Raw genomic sequence first — 26,172 nt, 5'->3', positions numbered from 1 at the left:
AACGAGAAGTCTCTGAAGCGGATCCACCGAGGGTTCAAAGGACTCCAGGACACCTTGGAAGCATCATTTATTTAAGTTAGATACATATTATATGTACGAAGGCATTTCATTTACACAAGATTCTTGACGCTACCTTCAAAAGCTACAATGGAAAAACTGGCTCAAAAATATATAAAAGATAGTCATAAAATTAACAAAAATAGAACTGATAGTAAACAGAAGGTTGTGTTTATACTATCTGAAAGTTTTAGTGATCCAACAAAGGTTCCCGGTGTGAAATTAAATAAAAATCCTATTCCATATACGAGTTCGCTTATAAAAAATGGCGTCGGTGGAAATATGATTAGTGACGGATATGGTGGCGGTACTGCCAATATGGAGTATCAAGCGTTGACAGGATTATCTTTGGGTAATTTTTCAGCAACCTTACCCACCCCGTACACACAATTAGTTGTTCGTCAAAGTAAGACCTTTTCTATAAATAATCTATTTAGTAGTAGTATGGCTATTCATCCGTATGCAGGTACGTTATATTCAAGAAAACAAGTATTTAAAAAAATGCGTTTTAATGAATTTGAATATTTAAATCATAAGTATCCGAAAGGGTTTGTACAGAAAATCAACAAAAATCCGTATGTTTCGGATAAGTCCGCATATAAGTCTCTAATCTATGCACTTAAAAATAACAAGAATAGTCAGTTCGTACAATTATCTACGATGCAGAACCATATGCCTTTTACAAGTAAGTATTATAAAAATAATGAGTATAAAGCTACTGGAAATATTTCTTCTACTGAAAAGTCCGAAATAGAAACATATAGTAAGGGAATAAGCTATACCGATGAGGCAAACAAATATTTATTAAAGCAATTAAAAAAGATGAAACAGAATGTAACTGTTGTTTTTTATGGAGATCATTTACCAAGTATTTACGATAACGTAAATCTTGAAAAAAATGGTGTTGAAATGCATAAGACACCGTATTTTATTTGGTCTAATCATAAAAAGCTTAAAAAGATTAGTTATCAAAAAATGGTGGGGACTTATTCCTTTGCAAGTGAGATGCTGCAAGCTACCAATTCGAAAATAACGCCATACTATGCCTTAATTCAGGAAGTAAGTGAGAAATTGCCAATAATAGCTTCAAAGGTATCAACAACTTCATCTAATCCCAATTTACCAAGTGGTGGTATGAATTTAGTTAATTCTAAGACTGAAAAATTAATGACTATTTCAGAATTATCAAAAAAACAAAAAAAACTTTTGCATGACTATCAACTTGTACAATATGATTTTACCGCTGGCCATCATTATGCTTTAAAAGCTCTGACTCAAAAATAAATTATTATAAGTAATGTAGTACCTGAATAAACGTGATATGCTAATAGTGCTAGTCTTGGTATTTGGAGGGTATAATTTTGGGCAAGTTAAAAGTAACAACAACTAAGTTACAAGATGTAAAGATTATTGAACCAGCGGTTTTTGGTGACAAACGTGGCTTCTTCACCGAAACGTATTCTGATCGTGATTTTAAGGTAGCTGGGATTAATTTTGATTTTATTCAAGACAACCAATCGCTATCTGCTGACGCTGGTGTTTTACGTGGGTTACATTTTCAACGTGGTAAGGCTTCACAAACCAAGTTGATTCGGGTCGTTACGGGAGCCGTGTTAGACGTTATTGTCGATGTTCGTAAAGGCTCACCTACCTATAAGCAGTGGGAAGGCTATATTATCTCTGAAAGTAACCATCGTCAATTATTGGTGCCACGTGGTTTTGCGCATGGCTTCGTTACTTTGACTGATAATGTTAACTTCTTATACAAGTGTGATAACTACTATGATGCTAGCGCTGATGGTGGGATTACGTTCATGGATAAGGATCTGAACATTAACTGGCCAATTGATTTTGATCAAGCCATTACTTCTGACAAGGATGCTAAGCAACCAACTTTTGCTGAATTTGAAAAAGATAATCCGTTCGTTTATGGTGAAATCTAAGGAGACGTTATGAAAAACTTATTAATTACGGGTGGAGCTGGTTTCATCGGTTCCAACTTCGTTCATTATGTTTATAACCATCATCCAGAAGTCAATATCACTGTGCTGGATAAATTAACATATGCCGGGAATAAAGCTAACATTGCAGATATTTTAGGTGACCGTGTTAAGTTAGTCGTTGGTGACATTTGTGATGCACCGTTGGTCAATGATTTAATGCAACAAACTGATGCAGTCGTTCATTATGCGGCTGAAAGTCATAATGATAATTCATTGAAAGATCCATGGCCATTTATGGAAACCAATATTATTGGGACTTACACGTTAATTCAAGCTGCTCAAAAATACCACAAACGATTCCATCATGTCTCAACAGATGAAGTTTATGGTGATTTACCATTGCGCGAAGACTTACCTGGCCATGGTGAAGGGGTCGGTGAGAAATTCACGCCTACGAGCCCATATAAGCCTTCTAGCCCATATTCATCAAGTAAGGCCAGCAGTGACTTGTTAGTTCGTGCTTGGGTCCGGTCATTTGGGTTACAAGCAACTATTTCAAATTGTTCAAATAATTATGGGCCATATCAATATATTGAAAAATTTATTCCACGCCAAATTACTAATATTCTAAGTGGAATTCGACCAAAGCTGTATGGTACTGGTAAGAATGTTCGAGATTGGATTCATACCAATGACCATTCAGCGGCTGTTTGGACGATTTTGACTAAAGGTGAGATTGGCGAGACTTACTTAATCGGTGCTGATGGCGAAATGAATAACAAAGATGTACTGGAAATGATTCTGGAATTAATGGGTCAACCTAAAGATGCCTATGATACCGTTATGGATCGCCCAGGACATGATTTGCGTTATGCGATTGATTCAACTAAGTTACGGACTGAATTAGGTTGGCAGCCAGAGTTTACTGATTTTCGTTCTGGTTTGGCTGATACGATTAAGTGGTATCAAGACCATGAAAATTGGTGGCAAGCTGATAAGTCTGCAGTTGAAGCTAATTATGCTAAAAACGGTCAATAAACAGTAATGGTTAACAAGGGAAGTGTCGTTGGACAATTCTCTTGTTTTTTTAGGAGGAAAACTTAATGGTTAAAGCAATGATTGTTGGTGCAAGTGGTCAGTTAGGGCAAGAATTACAAAAGCTTTTAAATGAAGTTAAGTGGGATTATGTTGCCTTGACGGCTGATGATTTAGATATTACAGACCGTGATAAAGTTAGTGCAAAGGTTCAAGAGTTAAAGCCAGAAGTTATTTTGGATGCTGCAGCATATACTGCAGTTGATAAAGCCGAAGATGAAGGTAAAGACCTGAACTGGAAAGTTAATGTCGATGGAACTAAAAATTTAGCAGAAGTTGCGAAAGAAAATGATGTCAAATTAGTATATATTTCGACTGATTATGTCTTTGATGGCACTAAAGAAGGGTATTATCTAGAAGATGACCCAGCTAATCCTAAGAATGAATATGGTCGTGCTAAGTGGGCTGGTGAACAAGCAATTCGCGAAAGCGGCGCTAAAGCTTATATTGTGCGAACTAGTTGGGTCTTCGGCGAATTTGGTCACAACTTTGTCTATACGATGCAGAGTCTTGCAAAGACACATGATACTTTGACGGTTGTGAATGATCAGATTGGACGGCCAACTTGGACCCGGACGTTGGCTGAATTTATGATTCATTTATTGGATGTTAAAGCACCATTTGGCACATATCAATTGAGTAACGATAATGAAGCAACTTGGTATGATTTTGCTTGTGAAATTTTGAAAGATACTGATGTTGTTGTTAAGCCAGTTACCTCAGAAGAATTTCCTCAAAAGGCTTATCGACCACGGCATTCGATTATGAGTTTGGATAAGGCTAAGTCGACTGGTTTTTTGATTCCTACTTGGCAGGATGCTTTGAAGAATTTTCTATTAAACATAAAAAAGTTCTAAATTGTCAAGTCAAGTGTAATACGAAGTAGAATAACAAAAATAGCTTGGTGTTGTACTTGTACTAATCCTGTTATAATCCCTCCGTCATTGTCAGATGAAATAATATAATTCATCTGACAATGACGGAGGGATTTTTGCATGGCAAGATTTAGGTTCAAAGTCAGAGAGAAATTGGAACTAATTGCTAAATGTGAAGTTTTTGGTCGACATGCGTGCTAGGCTGTCGGCGATTAGTCACGTTCCACTGTTGAAATCATATCTATTTCACTATTATGTGAGGCACTAGCGTCTTGTGACTAATTACCAATATAGCATCTTATTATCTTGATACCTTTTTTCGAGGATATACACGTATCAAAAAATTGATCATTATATTGTCAGAAAGTTCTTAGGATATGTGGGCGCTCTTTTGTTAATTAATTAGCGAAACATGTATTTAGCATATAATTAAATTTTTTATATGAAATTTATTTAGCAGCGATGCTTACTAATTTAATGTTAGAATATCTTTTTAGATGGGGGATAAGTATGAATAATAAAGAAGCTAAAGAATCAGAAAAAAAGGGTCAAAGACATACGATTAGGAATATCTTACTAGGAATTATTGCTATTTTAATAATTGGAATTGGTGCGTTTGCTGCTAGGACATATTTTAATGCAAAAAATGCCGCTAAAATTGTCTATCAAAGTAGTGGTATAAAAAAGTCTCGTAATACTGATACACTTCTAAAAAGTAAGAAGCCAATTTCAATTTTGTTATTAGGAACTGATACTGGTGCTTTGGGTCGAAATTATAAAGGTCGTACTGATACTATAATTTTGGTTACAATTAATCCGAAAACCAATACAACCACTATGATGAGTTTGCCACGTGACTCAGAAGTTGCAATATCTGGTTTTGAACAAGATTTTCCGGCTAAGTTGAACGCTGCATATGCATATGGTAGTGCAGGTACTACTATAAAGACAATTCAAAAGTGGTTGAATGTTCCGATTGATTATTATGCGTTGATCAATATGGGCGGAATGAAGAAAGTTGTGAATGAAGTTGGTGGCGTGGATATTTCACCAATTCGTTCGTTTAAGTATGAGGGATACACCTTCAAAAAAGGTGTAAAAGTGCATATGAATGGTGCAAAGGCGTTGGCATATTCACGTATGCGATATGATGACCCATTGGGAGATTATGGGCGTCAAAAGCGGCAACAACAATTAATTACAGCGATTATTAGTAAAGGAACAAATGCCACGAACCTAATTAAGCAGGACTTTGTTAAGTCGTTGGCTAAGCAAACTAGAACTGATTTAGCTTTTAGTGATTTAACGGCAGTTGTTACTAAATATCGCAAAGCTACTAAAAACGTCGTGTCTGACCATGCACAAGGTACTGGAAAAATGATTGATGGTCAATCGTTTGAAGTGATTTCTCAAAAGGAAAAGCAACGTGTAACCAATGTTATACGTAAGTCATTAGACTTAAAAGCAGCAACTACTGGTCCTAAGTATGCTAATAAATAGTTGAACGCTAAATAGACTACAGGTGGTAATAAGCCTTAAAACAAAAATACCAAAATTGGTAAGCAATGCTGTATTGCCTACCATTTTGGTATTTTTGTTACGCTTTTTTATATAACTTTACCGCCTTCACCAACAAACCACTCCGCCAATTATAAACCGTCCGCCGACTAACCCCATGTGTCCGCATAATATCAGCTACCGACTGTTCCTCCAAAAAGAATTCCGTCAAATAGATCCGTTCTCCAGGCTTACATTGATCCAACAATGAAGCCAATAAATCAGTTAACTCCCAATGACGTTCTTTAACTTGCATCGGAATAATACTCATATCCAAAGCTTCATCCAAGGGCACCTGCCGCTGTGTCCGTAGTGTTTGTTTGCGCAAGTAATCAACGGTGCGCCACTTAATGCGCCTAAAAGCAAACTTACGGAAGTCAGCTAAGTTCGCTGGTAAGTCCGGCGCAAAGTTCTGGTAAGCGGATAGCCAAGTTAAATGGCCAACGGTGACACAGTCATCAAAGTGTGGATGGCCACGGGTCACGTTAGCGGCTTTTAAGGCGCCATACAATAAACGTTGATGTTCGGGTTGTGCTAAAAGGTCGAAAGCAGCTTTATTTTCAAATCGGTCTGTTCGCATAGATTGATCATCCTTTATAATCTGGTTTTTCCTTAGCTAAGGTTGTGGTTAGTATAGTGGATACGATTAGCATCAAGAAACTTGCAAAAACGCATAAATTGACGCAAAAACGAACTAAAATGACACATTTCGTAACATTGTTTAGAAAATGAAACTTCTAGCTTGCTTTTTACTGAAAATTAAGGCATTCTATGAAAAAGATAAGTGCTTAACCGTATATAAAAATAAGAGTCACTCAAAACCATGGTGAATAAAGGAGTATGGGGATGGATACAAGCTTTAACCTTCGGCGTCATCGGGATAAAACATTTTGGCCAACGACGACTGAGGATTTAGATTTGACTGATTTAGCAGGCTTAATTGCGCGTAGTGATCGCATTGATGGGGCGCAAGTGGATTATTTGCAGACTTTTTGGGTGCTTGACACTAGTCATGTCGTGGGTGAGGTAAATGCGGTTATTTTGGATAGTCATCGGGGATTGGTGAGCACTGTTGAGACAGTCTCAAAACTAATGCAACGGGTGGCTGCTGATTTGCAGTTCGGGGCACAGTATCAGTTACAGGAGTTAGTGTGTAGTCTAGGGTTACCGAGGTTCAAATTACCGTTGATTTGTAGGGATATGCAATTCTTACCAGTGACGTTTCGGCATTTGGCAGGACGTCACTGGTTTGGTGTGCATCAATATTGTTCTGCGAAATCAGTTGCGGGTGGTGCTGTAGTACAACTCTACAATGGCTTGCGGTTGTTCTTACCAGTATCTAAGCGGGCCTTGGTTAATCAAATCGATCGTGTCCAAGTGCTACATCGTTATTTGGCGAATGATACGGCGTATTATAATCGGTTTAATTATGGTGGCGCGGTTGGCGGGCAACAGTTGGCACCTGAGTTAACGTATGCGGGATATCGAAAGTTTAGTCAACATCTGAGTCAGCAGTATTATGGCTTACCGTTAGATGGGAATGATTTGGACTTGGCTTTGATGGGGTATTTTGGGCTCAAAAGGGCGTGAAGGCACACTTATTACCAGAGTGTTGGTAGTAAGTGCTTTTTATTCTGAAAAATGGCGTAGTTTTGATGCAGTTTTGTAGTGGCATGCTCTTAATAAGTAATATCGATGATTCAGTCATAGGCGCACTTTATCAGTGAAAATTTCTTTTTTGATAACAAAGTAGCAATAGAAATTTACGATGACTTGCTTTAATTTGCGCATTTGATTTAGGCTGATTTCACTTTAAATGAAATGAGGCCTGTATCATGAAAAAAACAAATAAATTGGAACTGGTTTCCGAAGTTTATACGATTAACGGTTATGTACAACCAAAAGAGCTTACCCCCGGTTTAGCTTTTGCAGTTCTGCTGATTGCACTGGTGGCATTTGTTCAATTCTATTGTTTCCTAGCATTTGGTATCGGAAAATTGGACCTTTTATCTGTTGGACCTATTTGTTTGGATTTGGTACGCAATGGCGCAGCATTCATGACTGAACAATCAAATAGCTGTGAAATTGTAAAGGATTTGGCTGGTGGCGTATCTACTGAACATGGTGTAATGTGCGCGCTATATCCGCTTTTCATTACAATATTTGGGAATTATTTGTCAGATTTTTCTGTAAGCGTGATCGATTTTATTATTATCAATTTTATTCTGTTTATCACAGTTGGTATCTATTTGAAAAAGAGAAATCAAAAACGGTCATATTCTATGTTATAAATGCCGCATCTTTGTGTGGATTCCCTAAGTTTTTAACTAGCTTTTCCCCAACACCAGTACCATTCCCACAGCATTCACGGTACAATAACAAAAGAAGCTCCAACACGACTTAACAAAAATCTACTCACAAAGGATGTTAAAACGATGGACGACAATGGTATTCAAGTTTTCCCAGCGGACTACAATTTTTCATACCATTTAATTTTGCAACGCGGTACGGCGCACTATGCTTATTACTACTTTAAGGTCGATAAGTTAGATCAGCGGGTCATCTTTTATGATGATCTCGAACGCAGCGGCATCTCGATTAAAACGCAGATCACGCGGACGTTTATGCGCAATCTGGTCAAGGCGATCGATTGGCATCCGGTGGGTAACAGCATCATTGTTGAAATCTATAATGTGCAACGACAAACGTCGAAAACGACGCGATTAGCTTGTGATATTTAGTTAGTGGGGCGAGTTTGAATGCAAGCAGGGCAAATGCAACAGATGTTAATGGCGGCCGTGGTAGCCGATGCATTTGGCGTCCCAGTTGAAGGTCAACGCCGTGGGACTTATCAGGTCACTATGATGACTAGTGGTGGCGCTTGGCACCAACCGCGCGGCAGTTGGTCCGATGATACCGCGATGTCATTAGCGCTGATGGCTAACTTGACGGTTGCCGGTGATGCTGATGACTTAATGCAACGGTTTGCGGCCTATATGTATCATGGGGCGTACACGCCTAACGGTAAGGCTTTTGGCATGGGCAATACGTGTCGGTTAGCGATTCAACGGGTGGTGCATGATCACGTGAATCCCGTTGAAGCCGGTAGTATTAGTGAGATGAGTAATGGCAACGGCGCTTTAATGCGGTTAGCGCCGTTAGCTATCGCCCTAATCACTGAGCCAGACATTATGCGTCGGCTACAACGAACGCATGATGTGACGTGTTTGACGCATCGGCATCCACGCGCCATTTTAGCGAGTTATAGCTACTTAGAACTCTTGCATGCCTTATTAACGGGGATGAGTTTACCGGCAGCGCTACAAACGGTGCCCGGGCAGTTAAAAGCGGCATTAACAACGCAACCAGTGGTGTTGGCTGAATGGGACCACTTCAACCGACTCTGGCAGCCGAACTTTCACGCGTTACCTAAAACGGCGATTCGCTCAACTGCCTATGTCGTCGATACCTTAGAAGCAGCGGTGTGGGTCACGTTGAACAGTCCCGACTTAGCGACCGCGATTATCACGGCGGCTAACTTAGGGGCGGATGCTGACACTGTAGCGACCATCACGGCTAGTTTGTTAGTGGCGGCTCATCCCACCGCTAAAGTACCAATAAGTTGGCAACAGGCGCTTTGTCATGCGGCAATTGCCACTGATGTCATAACGCCGTTCGTTGCCCGCTTCGCAACAAACTGTGATTAAAAATAAATAATAATCAAAACCACAAATTTATTGTGTGATTACCCAAACGAACGCGGTTAATGGCCTCAAAATGCCAGTTAACCGCGTTTTTATTGTGCTCAATTTTTTATGACTTAATATTAAGATTTTAATAAATTAGATTGAAATTATGGTAAAGTATTAAAGGAGTTAATTAGTTCAAAAAGGGAGTTTAAGGGTTATGTTACAGCATTATGATCAAGCCGCTGATGACCATCAAAGCGGCGGTTTTTGTCCGAATTGTGGTCAGCCGGTCGCGATTGGCGATGAATTTTGTGGTCATTGTGGCTTTAATCTAAAAGCCCAATCGACAACGAATCAGTCGACGCCACAATCAAGTCAGTCAACCACACCGCAATCGACTCGAGTCCAGCGGCAGTCATCACGGTTGCCACAATGGGCTTGGGTCACCATCGGCATTGTCGTGGTAGCTTTAATTGGGGGATATTTATTTGGTCGCAATTATTATTCACGTACGAACCAATTGAACCGCGACATTACCGCTTTAAAGACGGGTAAAACTGGGGTCTACAAGCAGTTCACGACTAGTGATCCATCGTTAAAGCTATCGGCGCAGACGATTAAGCCACTACTCAAGCGGTTTAAAACGAATCCGCAAGCTTTAGCGACTTTTCAGAGTCAATTACAGACTGGATCGATGACGACGGATGGTTTATTCGAATATGAAGCGACGGGTAAGGCTTGGTTATTCTTTGACAAGTATCAGATCAAAGTCAAACCAGTCTATGCCACGTTGACAACTAACCGTCAGGGTGCACAATTGAATGTCAACGGTAAACGGGTGGCGACGAGTCAATCGACGAGCTATTCACATAAGTTTGGCCCGTATGTCCCGGGAAATTACACGTTGATGGCGGTCGGTACTGTGAACGGCCAACTGCTTAAAAATACGGGGACCGTTTATTTACATGAGAACAACGCCACTTATAACTTAGACTTACGGACGATTTCGTTTACCGTGAGTGGGACGCCCAAGACTAAAGTTTACTTGAACCAACACTATCAAGGCACGATTGGGTCAACCGGGAACTTGGCCATTAAGGATGCGGCTTGGTCTAGCAATCTACTACTGACGGGGAAATATGTCGTGGGTAAAAAGACGATAACGTCGAACGCCACGAAGATTACGAGCGCTGACGCTGATCAAACCGTTAGCGTGGCCTTTCCGGGGACGATGAGCAAGTCGACCGCGAGTGATTACTTCAATAATTTATTTACGGCGATCAGTGGGTATACCGACGATGGTGATCTAGCCGATGCCACCGATGACGACGATAACACGCTCGACAGTTATTTCGTTGACGGGACGAGCAATGCGGATTATCAAGGATTTGCCAAGATGGCGAAGGGGTACTACGACAACGACGATGTGTTGAGCGTGACTTATACACCAACCGTATTGGCTGTAGCGCCAGCGACCAAGTCACAAAGCCAAGTTACGTATGACGTGAAGTATGAATTTGAAAACTCAAAAGATAGTCGGATTCAAGTCTTCCGTTACACGGCAACCCTCGAGAAAAATGGCAGTAACATGCAAATCGTTAAGATCACACCAGCACAAAAGATTCGCGCGTACACCTCTACTAACGACGATGATGATTAAACAAAACTAAAGGGAGTTAATTAGCATGCAAAAATTTTGTCCAAACTGCGGCGCTGAACTAGATGGGGAAACCCGCTTTTGTACCCATTGCGGGTATGACTTACAAGCCGCGCAAGGCACCACTGAAACCACGGCAACTGACGCTACTGATACCAACCGTTCACAAGCAACGAATGACGAAACGACGACTGATCAAGCCACAAGTACGCCAACTGGCGACCGGGTCGCGCAAGTTCAAAACTATTCGAAAAATTATTTCAAATGGTTAGTGGCATCATTCAAACAGCCTAGCGCCGAAGAACCCGGTGAAAAGTACTTCGGGATTATCTCGATGGTGATCAGTGCCTTATTACTAACGTTTGCGATTGTCGCTGCTTTTAATCGCTGCATCAAACAAATCAATACGGCAGCCGGCAGCTCAATGGTCGTGTTGAAGAATTTGTCATTTTCACTCGACTTTAAGTTCTTCATGTTAGTCCTAGTCGGCATCGTTTTTTACATCTTGATCGGGTTTGGTGCCAGTGTTTTAGGTGACCAACATAAGGATGTCAACTTCTTTGATTACTTGAATCGGTTCGCTCACTTAACCAACATTGCGTTGATTTTAAACTTAGTTTTAATCATTGCGGTCTATACCGTGACGTTCAATGTTGATTCACCGATCACCTTTGTGCGGCAACTAGCCTTTGCGTTAGTTGTAGCTGGCTTGATCAGTATGATTTGGCAAGTAGGGTATATTCTAGCGATTAACAAGTCGATCCAAACGCCGCGTTTTGACAAGTTCTTCATGGTCTTAATTGCGTTGATCGTGTTAAGTGCCGCGTTTTATATTTTTGCTCGCATCGAAGGAGAAAACTTGGCGATGGACTTCGCCCAAGAATTTTCACAGAATTCAAGCTTAGGGGATTTGTTCAGTAATTTTTAGGACTTATTTGGAGGAGTAGACGATGTTTTGTTCAAATTGTGGTAAGAAAGTACCAGCTGAAACGAAGTTCTGTCCGCACTGTGGGGCTGATTTGCGAGGACAAAGTGTTGCTCAACCAACACCACAGCCAGCAGCCACCGCCAGTTCAACTGGCACCGCAGCCAAAGCGCAAGTCACCAATTGGTGGGGCCAAGTGCAAACTTGGTATCAAAGCTTAACGCGACCATGGCTCGTCTGGTTAGTGGCCGTAATTGTCGTTGTCGTGATTGGTGGCGGTGTTTATCGGCACAATAGTTTTCGTGCGACCGCTGAACGGTATCCAAGTTGGATCCTGACAACGAAAGATGGTTTAACTGGCAGTGGTAGCGCTGCGTATGGCCGCATTAGCTTCAAGTCGAATGGTCGCGTTTATACGAATCAAGATGATGATGCGAGTTCGTTGACTGACGCGTTAAGTGCCCGCATTGAAGATACCGGGACGTGGCATGGTGATCACAAGACGGTGACCACTAACTTGAACACGACCGATTCATCTAGTTCATCGAAGATGGTCTTTACGCGGCAAGGAAAGTTTAGCAAAGCCATCAATGGGACTAAGTATCGCGGTTACCAAGTCCGCGTCGATATTACCGAAAGCGGGAGTCATGAAAGTTTGAATATGTACTTGTTACACAATTAGCTTTTTGGAGGAGTTAAGATGAAAAACACGCAGAAACGTTATCGGGCAGCCGACGACCCCAGTGGTGGCGCCGCCTTTTGTCCTAATTGTGGTGAAAAGGTGGCCGCGGGCGATGAATTTTGTGGGCACTGTGGGTATAATTTAGCCCAGTTCAATGCGACCAATCACGATGATGGGGCCGCTGATTCAGCACCGACCTCACAACCAGCATCAGTTAGTGCGCCCCAAGCTGATGCGACTCAACCAACGCCAACTCGGCGTGCGGCTCATCAAAGTCCCGCACCTAAGCCAGCTGGTGGTCACCAAGGTGAAACTATGCCGAAATGGGCTTGGTGGGTCATTGGGGTGATCGTTGTCATCCTAGTCGGCGGCTATGTGGCTGGGCGTAATTATTACACGCGTTCAGCGCAATTAAACCGCGCGATTACGGCCTTAAAGACTGACAAGTCCGGTGTCGCTGGCTACTTTAGCACGTCTGACCCTAACTTGAAGTTAAGTGATCGGAAACTGAAGCCATTAGTGACTTATTTTAAAAAGAACCCGCAAGCGTTAGCGACATTTAAACGGGAACTCAATAACGGTCAAACTAATGACCAACTGTTTACGACTCAATTGGCAGGAAAAGCTTGGCTGTTATTTGATAAATACACGATTCACGTCAAACCCGTCTATGCGACGGCGACGACGAATCGTAATGGCGCTAAAATCAGTGTCAATGGTAAGACCGTCGCAACGTCTAATAGTACGAGCTATCGTAAAAAACTCGGCCCATTAGTGCCCGGCGTCTATACGATTGCGTCAACTGGGACGGTTAGTGGCAAGTCGATGACCAATAGTGGTAGTTACACGCTTAAGCGTAACAACCAAACGATCGATTTAGCCTTACGGACGATTTCATTTACCGTCCAAACAGCACCTAAGACGACGATTTATATCAATAATAAGAAGCAAGGGACCGCTGATTCGACGGGTGAATTGACCGTGAGTGAATTACCATGGTCCGGTAACTTGGAAGTGACGGGTGTTTACAAGCACGGGTCGTCAACGGTGACGTCGGAAGCTTATAAAGTCACCAGTGATGGTGAAAGTGTCCAATTACAGTTTGCGGGTGTTATGAGTTTAGATGACGCTGACACGTATATGGACAACTTGTTTTCTGCGATTCAAGATATGTCGAATAGTGGGGATGTCAGCGACGCGGTTGACCCGGATGATCGGTCGTTGGATGACTACTATACTGATGGGACCGATAATCCACAATATAAAGAAATGGTCCGCATGGCGAAAGGCTATTATAATGATGATGACTTAACGGGAATCGAATATGATGCTGAAGTCCGGTCAGTGGCGCCAATTAGTAAGAATAAATCAATTATCACGTACTATTTGACTTACCGGTTTGCAACTGACAGCGGGACTCACGTGCAAGAGTTCAGCTATGACGCTGAAACCGAAAAGCAGTCCGATACGTATCGCATCATCAAAGTTACTGGTGGTCAAAAGATTCGCGATACCCATGAAGACGATTAGGAAAAGGGAGTTGTGCCATGTTAAATGAACGTTATCGGGTTTGCCCGAATTGCCAACATGAAAATGCAATGGATGCGAATTTTTGCCTCAGTTGTGGGACGAAATTAGACACTGCGACAGCCGTCGTGAAGTTGCCCCATGCTGGTGACCAAAAGTTTGCGCATCCCGCAGTTGAATTGACTGCCGAAGAACAAACAGCGATTGATCAATTAATGATCACCAACGGGACGATTCCCAATGGTTATACCCGCGGTGGGTTAGTGTTTGCCGATGGTGATAACCACGGCCAAAACGGCTATAAAGGTGCTTGGGAAGATTTGACTTTGAACTTTTGGCGCTTATGTACTGGTCAAGGCTACGCTGGCGTGGCGAACTTAAAAATCGTGCCCACTGTACGTGGCGAATATGTTCAGCTATTTGCAACGGGCGATGCGTTGATTAAATCAGTATAGGTTAAAATGGCTTAGCACGACTACGATAGGGTGGTCGTGCTTTTTTGTTACTAAAATGAGTGAATTCGTGGATTATTCAGTAGATGGCGTAGCTTAATTTGGAAGCGTGATTAAAACAGATTAACTCAGGACGTGTTCACTTTTAATGATTAGTCAGATGATTTTATATTAGTTTGATGAGAACGTATGTTCAATATCCGCTAACAATGTTACACTAGTAACATTAAAAATCACAGGAGGAATTGCCATGCAAGCAGCACAAATGCGCCAAATCTTATATGCTGGCATCGTTGGCGATGCATTTGGGGTACCAGTGGAGTTTAATGAGCGGGATACGTATCGGGTCACGACGATGACGGGTCAGGGGACTTGGGAACAACCACGGGGCAGTTGGTCGGATGATACATCTTTAACGTTGGCATTGATGGATAATCTAACGACTGATGGCACCTATGCAGATCTATTCGAGAGATTTCAAGCATTTATGATGTGGGGTGCTTATACCCCGCGTGATGAGACGTTTGATATTGGTAAGACGTGTGCGCATGCAATTCGTAACCGGTTCATCAATCAACTCGCGCCAACCGCTTGTGGTGATCCTTCGGAGTTCGCCAATGGCAATGGGGCCTTGATGCGACTAGCGCCATTAGCCTTGGTATTAAGTGATGAAGCAGACATCACGACACGCCTACAGCTGACGCGCGATTACACGGCGATGACCCATCGACATCCGCGGGCGATCTTAGGTAGTTATCTGTACTTGGAATGCTTGCATGCGATGTTAAGTGGCGTGCCGTTACGAACCGCACTGGCAACGGTCCCGGCCCAGGTGCAAGCAGTGGCCGAACCGGAAGTCATCGCGGAGTGGGCGCACTATGCCCCATATTTGACGCCGACGATATCCGAGTTGTCACGTAATCAAATTCGGTCAACAGGATATGTCGTCGATACTTTCGGCGCTGCCCTTTGGTGTACAGCGAAAGCGCAAACGATTCAAGAAGCGATTTTATTAGCGGCCAATTTAGGTGGCGATACGGATACTGTTGCGACGATTGCGGCAACTTGGGCGGCGGTTCGTTATCCCACTCAGACCGTACCAACAAGTTGGCAAGCGGCGTTGGTAAATCCAGCGCGGTTAGCGGCTTATATCGAGCCATTCGTGACGAAATTTGGACACTAAAAAACCCCGCTAAAGCCGATAATCGACTTTAACGGGGTGGGGGAGATTCAGTTAAGGGTTAGGCTTTGGGGGCTTCGATAATTGGGGTTTCGACTGTTTCAACGTATTTAGCAGCTACGGGAGTTGCTAATAAGTTGACGCCATCCTTATCGAATAGCTTAGCGGCAGCCATGTCGGCCATCGCTGCGGCCACAACTTCTTTGGTCAAACCATCGCTAGCGTAACGCAACTTCATGTGATGGATTTTGTGGGTGCTAGTCTTAAAACTCATATCTAACATTTTCATCAATTAAGTCCTCCTAGATTAAACCGTGGGAACGGTGTGATATTGGTAGTAACTCACAACATTGGCAGTTTTTACTTTATCACCAGTTAAGGTTTCCAAAGCCGTGTTAAAAGTGGTGAGTTGCGCGTCAGTAATGTCTTGGGTTAAGGCGTTGAAGGCTTGCTTATGCTTTTGCCCATCCTCGCTTAACAGATCAACAACTAACGTGGCTTTCATCCAAGTCTTATTCATGGGGTGGTTCCTCCTCAAAGTTTTTGGTAGGCTGGCCAGCTTACATAGATAACAACGGTTACTAGGTTGAAAAAGTGCAATTAAATTTAAAAAAAGTCAAAATAAAACCGTCAACTACAAATAGTCGACGGCTGAATAGGTGGCGTGATGCAGGTTTAGTAGTGGTACTGAACGATAGTTTTGAGCAGGGCCGCTTCAAATGGTGCGGCGGTTAATTCGCCGATTGCATTCCCAAATTGCAATAGTTGCGCTGGGGTCGGGGCATGACCTAGCCGCATAAAGGTGTGCTTTTCGGCTTGTTCATCGGCGGCTAACACGTGTACCGTGAGACTACCGGTTTGCCAAGTTGGTGACATGGTTGAACCTCCTTTCAAAGTTAGTGGGTCATTACAGACCGAGATACTAACGTTTTAACCGGCAAAAAAGTGCACTTTTAACGTGTTTTTGGTAAATTAGAACTAGTCATAAAGGTAAAGGAGCAATTAGACATGCCAGCAAAAGTCACCTTGATTCAAGCCCAAAAACGGTCAGGCCGCTATAATATTTATTTGGATGGCAAGTATGCTTTTCCAATTAGTGAATCCGTCATGATTAAGTTCCGTGTCTTTAAAGGCATGGAAATCGATCCAGAACTACAGATGCAAATGATGGCCGCTGATGATATTTCTCGCGCTTACACCCGCGCGTTAGATTATTTATCCCATCAGTTACGGACTGAAAAAGAAGTCCATGATAAGTTAGTCACCGAAGAAATTGAAGAACCGGTAATTGAAGCCACGATGAAGAAATTACGTGAGATGCATTTGCTAGATGATCAGCAATATGCCGCCGCGTATGTGCGGACGGCAAAAAACACGTCTGAAAAGGGCCCCCGGGTTATTCGCCAAACGTTACGTCAAAAAGGGGTCGGTGAGCAATTGATTGACGATGCGTTAGCAGAACAATTCCAAGCCGATGACCGTTTAGAAAATGCAACGGCGATGGCTAAAAAATTAGCGAAACGATATCAAAGGCAAGCTTTTAAGACGATGTTACAGAAGGTTCGCCAAGGGTTAATGACGAAGGGCTTTGATAGTGACACGATTACGGCCGCCATGGACAGTTTGGATTTAGAACCCGATGTCGATGAACAGTGGGATGCTTTAGTGCAACAAGGGACGAAACTATGGCAACGTAATCGGAAATATGCGTTCAGCGAACGGGCCATGCGAACCAAACGAAATTTGTATCAAAAGGGCTTTTTAATGGATGATATTAATAAATTTATCGATGAACAGGTCGCCGATGAGTGAATTGCGGTAATTAGGTACACGCGCTAGGGTAAAATCTGTTATAATGTTTAATGAAATTCGATGAAATTTTTACCTGATGTGTTGGAAAGTTGGGCTATAACATGACACGTGAAGCTAAAGGACCTAAGGAAGGCGACTTCATTACGATCAAAAGCTATAAGCACGACGGAAGTTTACATCGAACTTGGCGCGATACAATGGTACTCAAAACAAGCGAAAATGTCTTAATTGGTTGCAACGATCACACCCTGGTCACCGAAGATGATGGCCGCCGGTGGGTGACCCGCGAACCGGCAATCGTTTATTTTCATAAGCATTATTGGTTTAATATCGTGGCGATGATTCGCGATAACGGCGTTTCATATTATTGCAATTTAGCATCACCATACGTGTTAGATAAAGAGGCTTTGAAGTACATCGACTATGACTTGGACGTCAAAGTCTTTCCCGATGGTGAACGTCGATTATTGGATGTTGATGAGTACGAAGAGCATGGCGCCAAATGGCAATACCCAGCCGAAACTGATCAAATCTTAAAAGCTAACGTGAAAGTGTTAGTCGATTGGATCAAGCATCGCAAGGGACCATTCTCACAGGAATACATCGATATTTGGTATAGTCGTTATCAAGAATTATCACGTCGGCAATAGCTCTGCTGGCGGCAAGCCAGTGGCGTAATTTAGTTAAGAAAAAGACACCCACCTTGTGGCGTGTCTTTTTTGTTACCAACGAACCAGTGTGTTGCGGCGTTAACCAGGCTATGTTACTGTTAACAACAGTATTTTAAAGGAGTGAATTTAATGAGTGTGTCTAATTGTCGAGCGACGTCCGTTACGAAGTTTTAGCGCCAGTAGGACCGACAATTCAAAGGCAATTGTGATTCTCTTGCTGTGCGCTGCAAGGAGAATTTTTTGAAACCTAAAATTAAACAGTTAATCCAACTCGACCAGATTTTAACCACGGTCGCGAGTTATACCCATAGCCAAGTTGCGGCTACCGCCGTGATGGCCACTTTAGGCAGTTCTGATTATACGACTGTCAAAGCGCAACTTGCCTTGACGCAAGAAGCCCATCAATTATTGGCTAATGATGTCTTATTGATGTTTTTTGATTTAGATCAATTAACGGCTTTAAAGACCAAATTAGACCAGGGTCTTTTACTCAATGCTAGCCAGCTTGGCATTCTGGGTGCTTTTTTGACGAGTAGTCAACGGTTGAAGATGACGTTAAGTCAACATGTTGACGTGGCCCCCGGACTTAATGAATTGATGGCACCGGTGGCGAACTTACGTGGCTTACAGCGAGAGTTGACGCGCGTGATCGTCCATGGTCAAGTGGCTGATAACGCAACCCCTGAATTACAACAGTTGCGCCAACAAATGGCCCAACAGCGTCACCAAGTCCAAGCTGCGTTAACGACTTTTGTGCAAAAACATGCCCAAGCCGTTCAAAGTCGGCGATTGATTACGCGGAATGACCATGTCTGTGTCCAACTAAAGGCCAGTTACAAGCAAAAGTTTGCTGGTCAAGTCATCGACCAATCTGGTTCTGGGTCGACGGTCTTCTTTGAACCGAAAGTCGCCGCCCAACGTGGGGCTGAACTCGCACGCTTGCAAGCAGCGGCCGATGCTGAAGTTTACCAATTACTAGCGACATTGACTGGTGATATTCAAAATCATTGGTCAGCCATTACCCAAAATCAACAACTGGTCAGCCAACTCGACCAAATCATGGCCCGGGGCCAATACGGCTTAACGACTAAGAGTCACGTGCCGGTATTAAACCACGATCAAAGCATTAAAATCGTGGCTGGGCGGCACCCGTTATTAGGGGCTAACGCCGTTCCACTGGATATTGAACTGGCGCCCCAACAAGGGCTGATGATTACCGGTGCCAATTCTGGTGGTAAGACCGTGGTCTTAAAGACGATCGCCTTATTTGCGTTAATGATTCAAGTCGGCTTAGAAGTGCCAGCTGCGGTTGGGACGAGTCTGCCAGTCTTTAGTCAAGTTTGGCTAGATATTGGTGACAATCAGAGTTTAGCGGCACAACTCAGTACGTTTGCTGCTGAAATGACGACGCTGGTTGCCATGACGGCTGCCATTCAACCTAACGCGCTAGTTTTACTCGATGAAATCGGGAGTGGGACTGACCCTGAAGAAGGGTCGGCCTTAAGTATCGCGATTATCGACTACTTGCGCCAACAGCACGCGACGATTATTGCCACGACTCACTTTAGTGCCATCAAGCAATATGTGGTGACTTGCCCGACGTTCATGACGGCAACCATGGCCTTTGACCCTAAGACGTTACGGCCAACGTATCGCTTGCTCTTGCATCAAGTTGGGGCTAGTGAAGCGATTTGGTTAGCAGAACGCCTCGGGTTACAACCAGCCATTTTACAAGCTGCCCGTAACCGGTTAGAACATTAACTGAATTAAGTAAAACGACCACTTCAATGACGAAGTGGTCGTTTTTAGTTGGATTTGAAACTAGCGGTTCGAAAGTGGCGAAAGTTTGCTATAATTAACGTAATCGTTTTCTAAATTCGGGGAGGTGACCGCAGATGGCGGTAGCTTGGGGATTATTGATTTTTAACACCAGCGTCTTAGTGTTGTTAGCAATCGTCTTGATCGTGACAAAAGTCTCGGTCCGGTATTCCGGCGTGGCCAATCACGCGGAATTCTTAGACCGACTGAGTTCATTTATGGGTTACTATCGGTTTGATGATAAACGGATGCGCATTAAATTGATGCGTCACTTAGATTTGGCCTGGTTTGCGGCGATGGCTGCTGAAAAAGGGCGCAAATACTTACATATTCCGAGTCCCGTTCAAAATGTGCTGATCGGCCTAGTTTTGATTACTGGCTGGCTGCAACTGATTGAAGCGGTCGCAGCACCAATCAGTTTGCAAATCGCGTTAGTGTTAGGCGTCATTATTTCACTATTGGCTGTAATTGAACAAGGGCTGCACTGGGTGGCCTTACACCATTTTGCCGCAGCCCAGCATTTACAGGCCCAACTGGTCCGCGAATGTGTCGAGTTATTGTTAATTGAACAAGCTGAACAAAATGCAACTGCTCTAGCAGCTGAGTAAGCTGAAAAGTCGTGTCCACAGGGGGATACGACTTTTTTCGTGGCATCAAAAAAGCGCAACTAGTTAAAAACTAGCTGCGCAGCTTAATGCAAGTCGATTAACACCTTACAAACCCGTTGAGGTTGAGATAATCTATAAAGTGCTAACGAAATTGTTTTAAATTAAGCCCCAAAGTTAACTGGTCGTGAATAACCGACCGCGTTCCACCAAGAAACATAAATCTTTTCTTGTTCGACACCATTATCTTGTGCATCGATCATCTTACCATTACCGACATAAATCCCAACGTGGGAGATTGAACCGGTACTAGTGCCAAAGAAGACCAAATCACCTTTTTTGGCATTTGCACGAGATACTTTTTTATAACTTGAATATTGTGATTGTGATGAATGTGGGAGCACTTTGCTAGCGGCCTTTTGGAAGACGTAACGGGTATAACCAGAACAGTCAAAACTGTATGGTCCCACGGAACCATATGAGTAACTGGCACCTAATTTTGATTTCGCAACTTTATACATATTCGTAAATGATTTTGATTTTGTTTTTAAATAACCATGCCAGATCCAGCCAGAAGCGGTATTGCCGGCGTTAGTAACGTAGTAGTACAAGTATTTTTTACCATTGGTTTTGTAAATATAGCGTTTCTTCGTTGCCATCCAAGTGGTCGAAGGATAGCTCTTTAATGAATGGGTCTTAACAAACGTGAAGTTCGTCGTGCTCCCAGTCATGTTATATGTTGCACCCGCCGAACTTTTGCGCACATACGCGGTTTTCGTCATAGTTGAAGTACTGATGATGCGGTTGGTGCCGCTGGCGTTGGCAGTTTTAGCGGCGGTCAACCCGAAAGTTAAGCCAGCCACAACCATGGCCATCATTGCAAACAAGCGTTTCATATATGTAAGGTTCCCTTCTCAAATGTCTTGGTTTATCGTAAACAATGTAATTCATTGTAATTGAGTAATATTACAAGATGATTGCAAGCGTTTTGCTATTGCATTAAGCATTTACTGCGAAAATGTCACCTGTAATTGATTTTAGCTTGTAATTTTAATCAATTCTTTGTATATTTTAGAGAAACTAGTAACCAGAAAGGGCGGGTTTTCGATGGCGTTTATGAAATTAGATAACGGTGAGTTGTTAAAAAATATTCGAACTTTTGCCAAAAAAAATGGGTTAACGTTAGCTGAAGTTGCCACGTTAGCCGGTCTTAGTGCGAGTGCTATTTATAGTTGGAAGAAACATACCCCGTCAAAGGGGACGCTAAAAGAAGTCGCGCAGGTTTTGGGGACGAGCTACAATAAATTAGTCGGTAAAGCTGAAGGGCTTGCGACGGACCAAAAGCCAGCGGTTGATTTAAAAGCGGTCGTCGAAAATAAGAAGCATCAATTCGAATATGACGGTCAACCAGTGAGTCCAGAACAATTGAAAATCATTCGCAATGTGTTGAAGTCGATGTTTAAGGAAAAACAACCTTAATTTTTTGTTTAAGTGGGTACAAATCAAGTGCGTTGGGTCAGTGATTAGTGTAGAATGTTCCCATGTGAGACAAGTCATTTTCAGGAGTAGGCAAAAGCTTGCGAAAATGCTTGACGTGCCGCCGATAATGGGGCACAATATCTTCAATCATTCAACAAGTTGGGAGATGGCGAGAATGAAAAAAGTCACCAGTACAATCGCAAAAAAGAATATTAACCAGCTATTAACCATCGTTAATCGGGGTCACGACACGATTGAAGTGGAAAACCCGAATACCCAGGATTCAGCCGTCATGATCAGCATGAAAGACTGGCTCCAAATCGTATCGACTTTAGCCAAACAAAATAACCATGATATGGAATTTAGTTAAACCGGAGCTCTTAATTCAACGTTTGGTTGGATTGAGGGCTTTTTTGACATTAAAGTGACAGCTTTTTATATTATTTGAAGTTAGTTTATTATACGCAGGCTTGGTCAAATGTGTTATTGCAACGGCCCCTGATTGATGCCGAATTCGAAGCTTGGCCAGCTGGACCAGTTGAAGTTAATCTACAGCATCAATACCCGCAATATGGTTGGACAAAGATGCCACAACAAGCAATACAACCAATTAAGTTTGATGATGCAGATGTTGCAGATTTATTGGCTGCTGTCTGGGAGACTTATCAAGATCAAAGTGGTAATGAATTAGAGATACTGGCACGCACTGAATTGCCATGGCTACAAGCACGAACTGGTCTGGCAGATGACGAGCCGAGTCATCGATTGATAAGCAACGCCGATATGCAACGTTATTATCTGAGTATTTATAGTGGTGATTAATGGGAAAAAGACTGATTCAGCCGCGAAAAACGGCATTGTCACCGAGTGCGCTAACACAACCGCACAATCGTGAGCAGCAATTTAAACTAGCCATTGAAACGACCTTAGATCATAACTTTGATTTTAAACATCTGAAAACGCAAGATAGTCGCCAATTTAACTTGTTTATTACGAAGACTGTTGGACGCGAACTATCAGTTACAGCTGTCAAACCCCTTTTTCTAAGAACGGGTGGTCCACGCGGTGCCAAAAATATTGAGTTAATTAATGGTGTGCCTTGTTCCGTCATGCACTTTAGCGATGGGACGCGGGATTTTCGAATTCATGGTTATTATAATATGCAAGGCTATCTTGTTGTTGTTCGAATCGATGCCCATCACCAGTATAAGTATTAAGAAATGCTTTATCGATTTTAGCCTTTACTAAAAATATCGCCTTAGAATCAACTCACGATTCTAAGGCGATATTTTTTAATCTGCTTGGCTTTCAGCAAATTTGGTCTTAATATAATCCGCTGAAACTTGGAGCTTCTTTAATTCATCTTCAGTTAAGTCTAATTGGACTTGTTCAACGATCCCATCACGACCAACAACGGCTGGATAGGAGAGGTATACGCCGTATTCTTCGCGGTAATTCGAAACGGGCAGTTCCGTTAAAGCGTCGTTTAACACGATGTTGGCTAAGCGAACCGCAGCGGTGGCGACACCATAGCTGGTGTATTTCTTACCATGGAAGACGGTAAAGCCACCACGCTTGGCTTCATGGTCGATTTCATCCAAATCTAGGCCACGTTCGTCAGCAATTTTACTGATGGGTTGGCCTAAGACTCGGACCGTGGACCAAGCCGTGAATTGGGAGTTACCATGTTCACCTAAGTTATAACCAGCTACTGAACGGGAATCGATATGTAAGCGATCAGCAACGGCCCGTTTCATCCGAGCGGAGTCAAGTAAGGTCCCAGTCCCGATGACGTGCTTTTTAGGCAAGCCAGTGACAGCCTGATAGATGGACGTAATCACATCGACAGGGTTCGTGATGGCCACGATAATGCCGTCGAAGCCACTGGCCTTGATTTGACTAGCGACGTCTTTGACTTGTTTACTTGTAAATGGCAATTCAGCAAACCGGTCGTCGTTAGGATTATCTTGCAGCTTGATGTTCCCTAAAGCGGAGATGATGACATCGGCGTCTTTTAAGGCACTGTAATCATTGACCGTAATATTAGTATGGAAGGGCAAGTTAGGCATTGCATCCTTGAAATCTAACGCATCCGCGTTAACTTTACCTTCATTTGGATCAATTAAAACCAAGTCGTCAGCAAAGCCGTTGGCGACGATATAGTGGGCGGCGGTGGAACCAACATGGCCCATCCCGATAACCGCAATTTTTCGTGACATAGACAGCACACTCCCTTAAATTTTGTCTTCCTAACTAAATTACCATTTTTCTCATCGTTTTTAAATAGAAATCTTGTTTTTTGTCACGCTTGATAAATTTTTTTGCGTAACTAAGCGCGCATTGCCCGTTTGCGAACGGTACCGGTTGTGCCATAAATAGGTTATAATAAGATATCATTATTGTTTCATAAAAAAGGGGGAGCGACCGTGCTCAAGCGTTTAAAAGAGTCATCGTTATTATTTTGGTCGCTCGAGATTTTGATTGTCGCCACGTTGATTTTTGTGTGCACGAAATTGGGTTTCTTGTTTCAACCAATCGGCACGTTTTTAAGTGTGGTTTTCATGCCAATTGTAATTTCGGGTTTCCTATTTTATATGCTCAATCCGCTCGTTAAGTTTCTAATGAAAGTCCACTATAAGAAGTTCCGGATTTCGCGGACGGGTGCGGTGGCAATCGTGTTCTTACTGTTAGTCGCGATTTTAGCTTACGGCGCAGTATCACTGATTCCACGATTGATCACGCAGGTGACGCAGTTGATCACGAACTTGCCAAACTTTGCGACCGAGATTCAAAAGGTGGCCACAAAGACGATTAATAATAGTAGTGTCTTGAAAAAAGTTGATGTCAGTTCTTATGTCAATCAATTCAATGGTCAAATCAGCAAGTATGCGCAAAGTTTCTTGTCATCGTTATCGACGAGTGTGGTTTCAGTGATTTCGACGATTACGAGTGTCACCATCATGGCGATTACGATTCCCGTGATCTTATTCTACATGCTAAAAGACAGTGAAAAGTTTGTGCCCGCAATCAGTCGGTTCTTACCCAAGAAGCGGCGGCCAGAAATGGTCGGCTTGTTAGAACAAATGAACGCAACGATTTCAAGTTATATTAGTGGTCAAGTGATCGAGTGTTTGTTTGTCGGGACGTTTACCGCAATTGGTTATGTGGTTATTTCACAACCATACGGGTTATTGCTCGGGGTCATTGCTGGGATTGCCAATATTATTCCGTATGTGGGTCCGTACATTGGGATTGCCCCATCACTGATCGTGGCCTTTACCGTGTCACCGATGCAAGTCGTGTGGGTCACCATTACGGTAATTATCGTGCAACAAGTTGATGGTAACTTGATTTACCCGAACATTATTGGCCGGACATTGAAGATTCATCCATTAACGATCATTATCTTGTTGTTAGCAGCGGGTAACATTGCCGGAATCGTCGGGATGATTTTAGCGATTCCATTTTATGCGGTAGTCCGCACGGTGGTTATCTACTTATACAGCATTGCCCAGTTGCGCAATGAGGAAGACTTACGGTCGCAGACGACGGTATATTACCCCCAACCGGCGAAAGCCACGCGGGCAGACGGCCAAAACGACGTAAAAAAATAAATTTTATGTTTTTCTTACATTGACGCGTTTGCATTATATGGTAAGATTGACGGTATTGGGTTATGAACTACTTGAATAGGAGACTAGTATCTTGAGAAAAGTAATTACGTACGGAACGTTTGATTTACTACACAAAGGCCACATTCGGCTATTAAAACGGGCCGCAGCCTTGGGCGATCATTTAACAGTGTGCGTTTCCTCAGATGAATTCAATGCGCAAAAGGGCAAAAAAGCTTACACGTCATTTGAAGACCGTAAGTATATTCTCGAAGCAATTAAATATGTTGACGAAGTAATTCCCGAAAAAAATTGGGACCAAAAAATTAGTGACGTGGTTGATAACGACATCGATGTCTTTGTCATGGGTGACGACTGGAAAGGTAAGTTCGATTTCTTAAAGGACTACTGCGAAGTTGTCTACTTACCACGGACAGAAGGTATCTCAACAACTAAGATTAAAAAAGATTTAGGGATGCAAACCAAAGCAGACTAAATTAAGCCCCACCAAGTCGCTGGCCGGTGGCTCGTTACTTA

31 protein-coding genes are annotated in these 26,172 nt (G+C 42.7%); 25 read left to right on the top strand and 6 right to left on the bottom strand.

Translation table 11 applies throughout. The annotated features are described in order from the left end of the window. The first annotated feature begins 147 nt into the window (after positions 1–147). From FFM75_RS10950 to FFM75_RS10930, 5 genes are all read left to right on the top strand, one after another. Complete coding sequence (locus FFM75_RS10950; RefSeq protein WP_137629220.1) at positions 148–1,341, top strand: LTA synthase family protein; 1,194 nt, start codon at positions 148–150, stop codon at positions 1,339–1,341. 77 nt (positions 1,342–1,418) lie between these two features. After that, positions 1,419–2,000 (top strand): dTDP-4-dehydrorhamnose 3,5-epimerase, encoded by a 582-nt coding sequence (gene rfbC, locus FFM75_RS10945; protein ID WP_137629219.1) that lies wholly within the window; start codon positions 1,419–1,421, stop codon positions 1,998–2,000. Between the two features lie 9 nt (positions 2,001–2,009). Next, on the top strand, positions 2,010–3,038 hold the full coding sequence (gene rfbB, locus FFM75_RS10940; protein ID WP_137629218.1) for a dTDP-glucose 4,6-dehydratase: 1,029 nt from the start codon (positions 2,010–2,012) through the stop codon (positions 3,036–3,038). A gap of 65 nt (positions 3,039–3,103) precedes the next feature. After that, positions 3,104–3,952, top strand: a complete 849-nt coding sequence (gene rfbD / locus FFM75_RS10935) for a dTDP-4-dehydrorhamnose reductase (protein ID WP_137629217.1) — start codon at positions 3,104–3,106, stop codon at positions 3,950–3,952. 528 nt (positions 3,953–4,480) lie between these two features. Then, positions 4,481–5,470, top strand: a complete 990-nt coding sequence (locus tag FFM75_RS10930) for an LCP family protein (RefSeq protein ID WP_171001489.1) — start codon at positions 4,481–4,483, stop codon at positions 5,468–5,470. A 97-nt stretch (positions 5,471–5,567) separates the two neighbouring features. On the opposite strand, the gene FFM75_RS10925 is transcribed toward FFM75_RS10930, so the two are convergent. Next, positions 5,568–6,107, bottom strand: coding sequence for a sigma-70 family RNA polymerase sigma factor (locus FFM75_RS10925; RefSeq protein ID WP_137629215.1), 540 nt, complete (start codon positions 6,105–6,107; stop codon positions 5,568–5,570). Positions 6,108–6,373: 266 nt separating this feature from the next. On the opposite strand from FFM75_RS10925, the gene FFM75_RS10920 reads away from it, so the two are divergent. The 10 genes from FFM75_RS10920 (at position 6,374) to FFM75_RS10875 (ending at position 15,642) form a co-directional block, all read left to right on the top strand. Further along, positions 6,374–7,117 carry a hypothetical protein gene (locus FFM75_RS10920; RefSeq protein WP_137629214.1) on the top strand — a complete coding sequence of 248 codons (744 nt, stop codon included), beginning with the start codon at positions 6,374–6,376 and terminating at the stop codon, positions 7,115–7,117. Positions 7,118–7,362: 245 nt separating this feature from the next. After that, positions 7,363–7,818 (top strand): hypothetical protein, encoded by a 456-nt coding sequence (locus FFM75_RS10915; protein ID WP_137629213.1) that lies wholly within the window; start codon positions 7,363–7,365, stop codon positions 7,816–7,818. A 144-nt stretch (positions 7,819–7,962) separates the two neighbouring features. Beyond that, positions 7,963–8,268 carry a hypothetical protein gene (locus tag FFM75_RS10910; protein ID WP_137629212.1) on the top strand — a complete coding sequence of 102 codons (306 nt, stop codon included), beginning with the start codon at positions 7,963–7,965 and terminating at the stop codon, positions 8,266–8,268. A gap of 18 nt (positions 8,269–8,286) precedes the next feature. Next, positions 8,287–9,234, top strand: coding sequence for an ADP-ribosylglycohydrolase family protein (locus FFM75_RS10905; protein ID WP_137629211.1), 948 nt, complete (start codon positions 8,287–8,289; stop codon positions 9,232–9,234). Positions 9,235–9,433: 199 nt separating this feature from the next. Next, positions 9,434–10,876, top strand: a complete 1,443-nt coding sequence (locus tag FFM75_RS10900; protein WP_137629210.1) for a zinc ribbon domain-containing protein — start codon at positions 9,434–9,436, stop codon at positions 10,874–10,876. Positions 10,877–10,901: 25 nt separating this feature from the next. Next, entirely contained in the window at positions 10,902–11,801 is a 900-nt protein-coding gene (locus FFM75_RS10895) for a zinc ribbon domain-containing protein (RefSeq protein WP_137629209.1), read from the top strand. Positions 11,802–11,823: 22 nt separating this feature from the next. Next, the gene (locus FFM75_RS10890; RefSeq protein WP_137629208.1) at positions 11,824–12,480 is read left to right on the top strand and encodes a zinc ribbon domain-containing protein; all 657 of its coding nucleotides are present in this window, start codon (positions 11,824–11,826) and stop codon (positions 12,478–12,480) included. Positions 12,481–12,498: 18 nt separating this feature from the next. After that, positions 12,499–14,010, top strand: a complete 1,512-nt coding sequence (locus FFM75_RS10885; protein ID WP_137629207.1) for a zinc ribbon domain-containing protein — start codon at positions 12,499–12,501, stop codon at positions 14,008–14,010. Between the two features lie 17 nt (positions 14,011–14,027). Continuing rightward, on the top strand, positions 14,028–14,462 hold the full coding sequence (locus FFM75_RS10880; RefSeq protein WP_137629206.1) for a zinc ribbon domain-containing protein: 435 nt from the start codon (positions 14,028–14,030) through the stop codon (positions 14,460–14,462). A 247-nt stretch (positions 14,463–14,709) separates the two neighbouring features. After that, positions 14,710–15,642 carry an ADP-ribosylglycohydrolase family protein gene (locus tag FFM75_RS10875; protein ID WP_137629205.1) on the top strand — a complete coding sequence of 311 codons (933 nt, stop codon included), beginning with the start codon at positions 14,710–14,712 and terminating at the stop codon, positions 15,640–15,642. 58 nt (positions 15,643–15,700) lie between these two features. Here FFM75_RS10875 and FFM75_RS10870 read toward each other — a convergent pair whose 3' ends face one another. The 3 genes from FFM75_RS10870 to FFM75_RS10860 form a co-directional block, all read right to left on the bottom strand. Beyond that, positions 15,701–15,928, bottom strand: a complete 228-nt coding sequence (locus tag FFM75_RS10870) for a DUF2922 domain-containing protein (protein WP_137629204.1) — start codon at positions 15,926–15,928, stop codon at positions 15,701–15,703. Positions 15,929–15,946: 18 nt separating this feature from the next. Then, entirely contained in the window at positions 15,947–16,159 is a 213-nt protein-coding gene (locus tag FFM75_RS10865; protein ID WP_137629203.1) for a DUF1659 domain-containing protein, read from the bottom strand. A gap of 155 nt (positions 16,160–16,314) precedes the next feature. After that, complete coding sequence (locus FFM75_RS10860) at positions 16,315–16,515, bottom strand: hypothetical protein (RefSeq protein ID WP_137629202.1); 201 nt, start codon at positions 16,513–16,515, stop codon at positions 16,315–16,317. A gap of 132 nt (positions 16,516–16,647) precedes the next feature. Between FFM75_RS10860 and recX the strand changes: the two genes are divergently transcribed. From recX to FFM75_RS10840, 4 genes are all read left to right on the top strand, one after another. Continuing rightward, positions 16,648–17,451 (top strand): recombination regulator RecX, encoded by an 804-nt coding sequence (gene recX, locus FFM75_RS10855; RefSeq protein WP_137629201.1) that lies wholly within the window; start codon positions 16,648–16,650, stop codon positions 17,449–17,451. Positions 17,452–17,552: 101 nt separating this feature from the next. Further along, a complete protein-coding gene (ntdP, locus tag FFM75_RS10850; protein WP_137629200.1) occupies positions 17,553–18,101 on the top strand; it encodes a nucleoside tri-diphosphate phosphatase in 549 nt (182 codons plus the stop codon). Positions 18,102–18,362: 261 nt separating this feature from the next. Continuing rightward, positions 18,363–19,883, top strand: a complete 1,521-nt coding sequence (locus FFM75_RS10845; RefSeq protein WP_137629199.1) for an endonuclease MutS2 — start codon at positions 18,363–18,365, stop codon at positions 19,881–19,883. Between the two features lie 134 nt (positions 19,884–20,017). Then, the gene (locus FFM75_RS10840; protein WP_137629198.1) at positions 20,018–20,548 is read left to right on the top strand and encodes a hypothetical protein; all 531 of its coding nucleotides are present in this window, start codon (positions 20,018–20,020) and stop codon (positions 20,546–20,548) included. A 161-nt stretch (positions 20,549–20,709) separates the two neighbouring features. Here FFM75_RS10840 and FFM75_RS14160 read toward each other — a convergent pair whose 3' ends face one another. Continuing rightward, positions 20,710–21,441 carry a C40 family peptidase gene (locus FFM75_RS14160; RefSeq protein ID WP_137629197.1) on the bottom strand — a complete coding sequence of 244 codons (732 nt, stop codon included), beginning with the start codon at positions 21,439–21,441 and terminating at the stop codon, positions 20,710–20,712. 211 nt (positions 21,442–21,652) lie between these two features. On the opposite strand from FFM75_RS14160, the gene FFM75_RS10830 reads away from it, so the two are divergent. The 4 genes from FFM75_RS10830 to FFM75_RS10815 all read left to right on the top strand — a co-directional run bounded on the left by FFM75_RS10830 (position 21,653) and on the right by FFM75_RS10815 (position 23,241). Next, positions 21,653–22,024, top strand: a complete 372-nt coding sequence (locus FFM75_RS10830) for a helix-turn-helix domain-containing protein (RefSeq protein ID WP_137629196.1) — start codon at positions 21,653–21,655, stop codon at positions 22,022–22,024. A 175-nt stretch (positions 22,025–22,199) separates the two neighbouring features. Then, positions 22,200–22,394: a type II toxin-antitoxin system Phd/YefM family antitoxin gene (locus tag FFM75_RS10825; RefSeq protein ID WP_137629195.1), complete on the top strand. Its 195-nt coding sequence runs from the start codon at positions 22,200–22,202 to the stop codon at positions 22,392–22,394. Positions 22,395–22,468: 74 nt separating this feature from the next. Continuing rightward, entirely contained in the window at positions 22,469–22,846 is a 378-nt protein-coding gene (locus tag FFM75_RS10820) for a Panacea domain-containing protein (protein ID WP_137629194.1), read from the top strand. Further along, positions 22,846–23,241 (top strand): MAG6450 family protein, encoded by a 396-nt coding sequence (locus FFM75_RS10815; RefSeq protein WP_137629193.1) that lies wholly within the window; start codon positions 22,846–22,848, stop codon positions 23,239–23,241. Before FFM75_RS10820 ends, FFM75_RS10815 begins: the two co-directional genes overlap by 1 nt. Before the next feature lie 75 nt (positions 23,242–23,316). On the opposite strand, the gene FFM75_RS10810 is transcribed toward FFM75_RS10815, so the two are convergent. Further along, positions 23,317–24,243 carry an L-lactate dehydrogenase gene (locus FFM75_RS10810; RefSeq protein WP_137629192.1) on the bottom strand — a complete coding sequence of 309 codons (927 nt, stop codon included), beginning with the start codon at positions 24,241–24,243 and terminating at the stop codon, positions 23,317–23,319. Between the two features lie 207 nt (positions 24,244–24,450). Here FFM75_RS10810 and FFM75_RS10805 point away from each other — a divergent pair, with 207 nt between their 5' ends. Together FFM75_RS10805 and tagD are read left to right on the top strand one after the other, a co-directional pair. After that, the gene (locus tag FFM75_RS10805) at positions 24,451–25,638 is read left to right on the top strand and encodes an AI-2E family transporter (protein WP_137629191.1); all 1,188 of its coding nucleotides are present in this window, start codon (positions 24,451–24,453) and stop codon (positions 25,636–25,638) included. Positions 25,639–25,729: 91 nt separating this feature from the next. Then, complete coding sequence (gene tagD, locus FFM75_RS10800; protein WP_137629190.1) at positions 25,730–26,131, top strand: glycerol-3-phosphate cytidylyltransferase; 402 nt, start codon at positions 25,730–25,732, stop codon at positions 26,129–26,131. Positions 26,132–26,172 lie beyond the last annotated feature (41 nt).

It is taken from the genome of Lactiplantibacillus daowaiensis, from assembly GCF_005405085.1.
GTDB classification, from domain to species: Bacteria; Bacillota; Bacilli; order Lactobacillales; family Lactobacillaceae; genus Lactiplantibacillus; species Lactiplantibacillus daowaiensis.
Note: the sequence above shows the minus strand (reverse complement) of the source record. Positions and strands in the feature narration are given on the sequence as shown.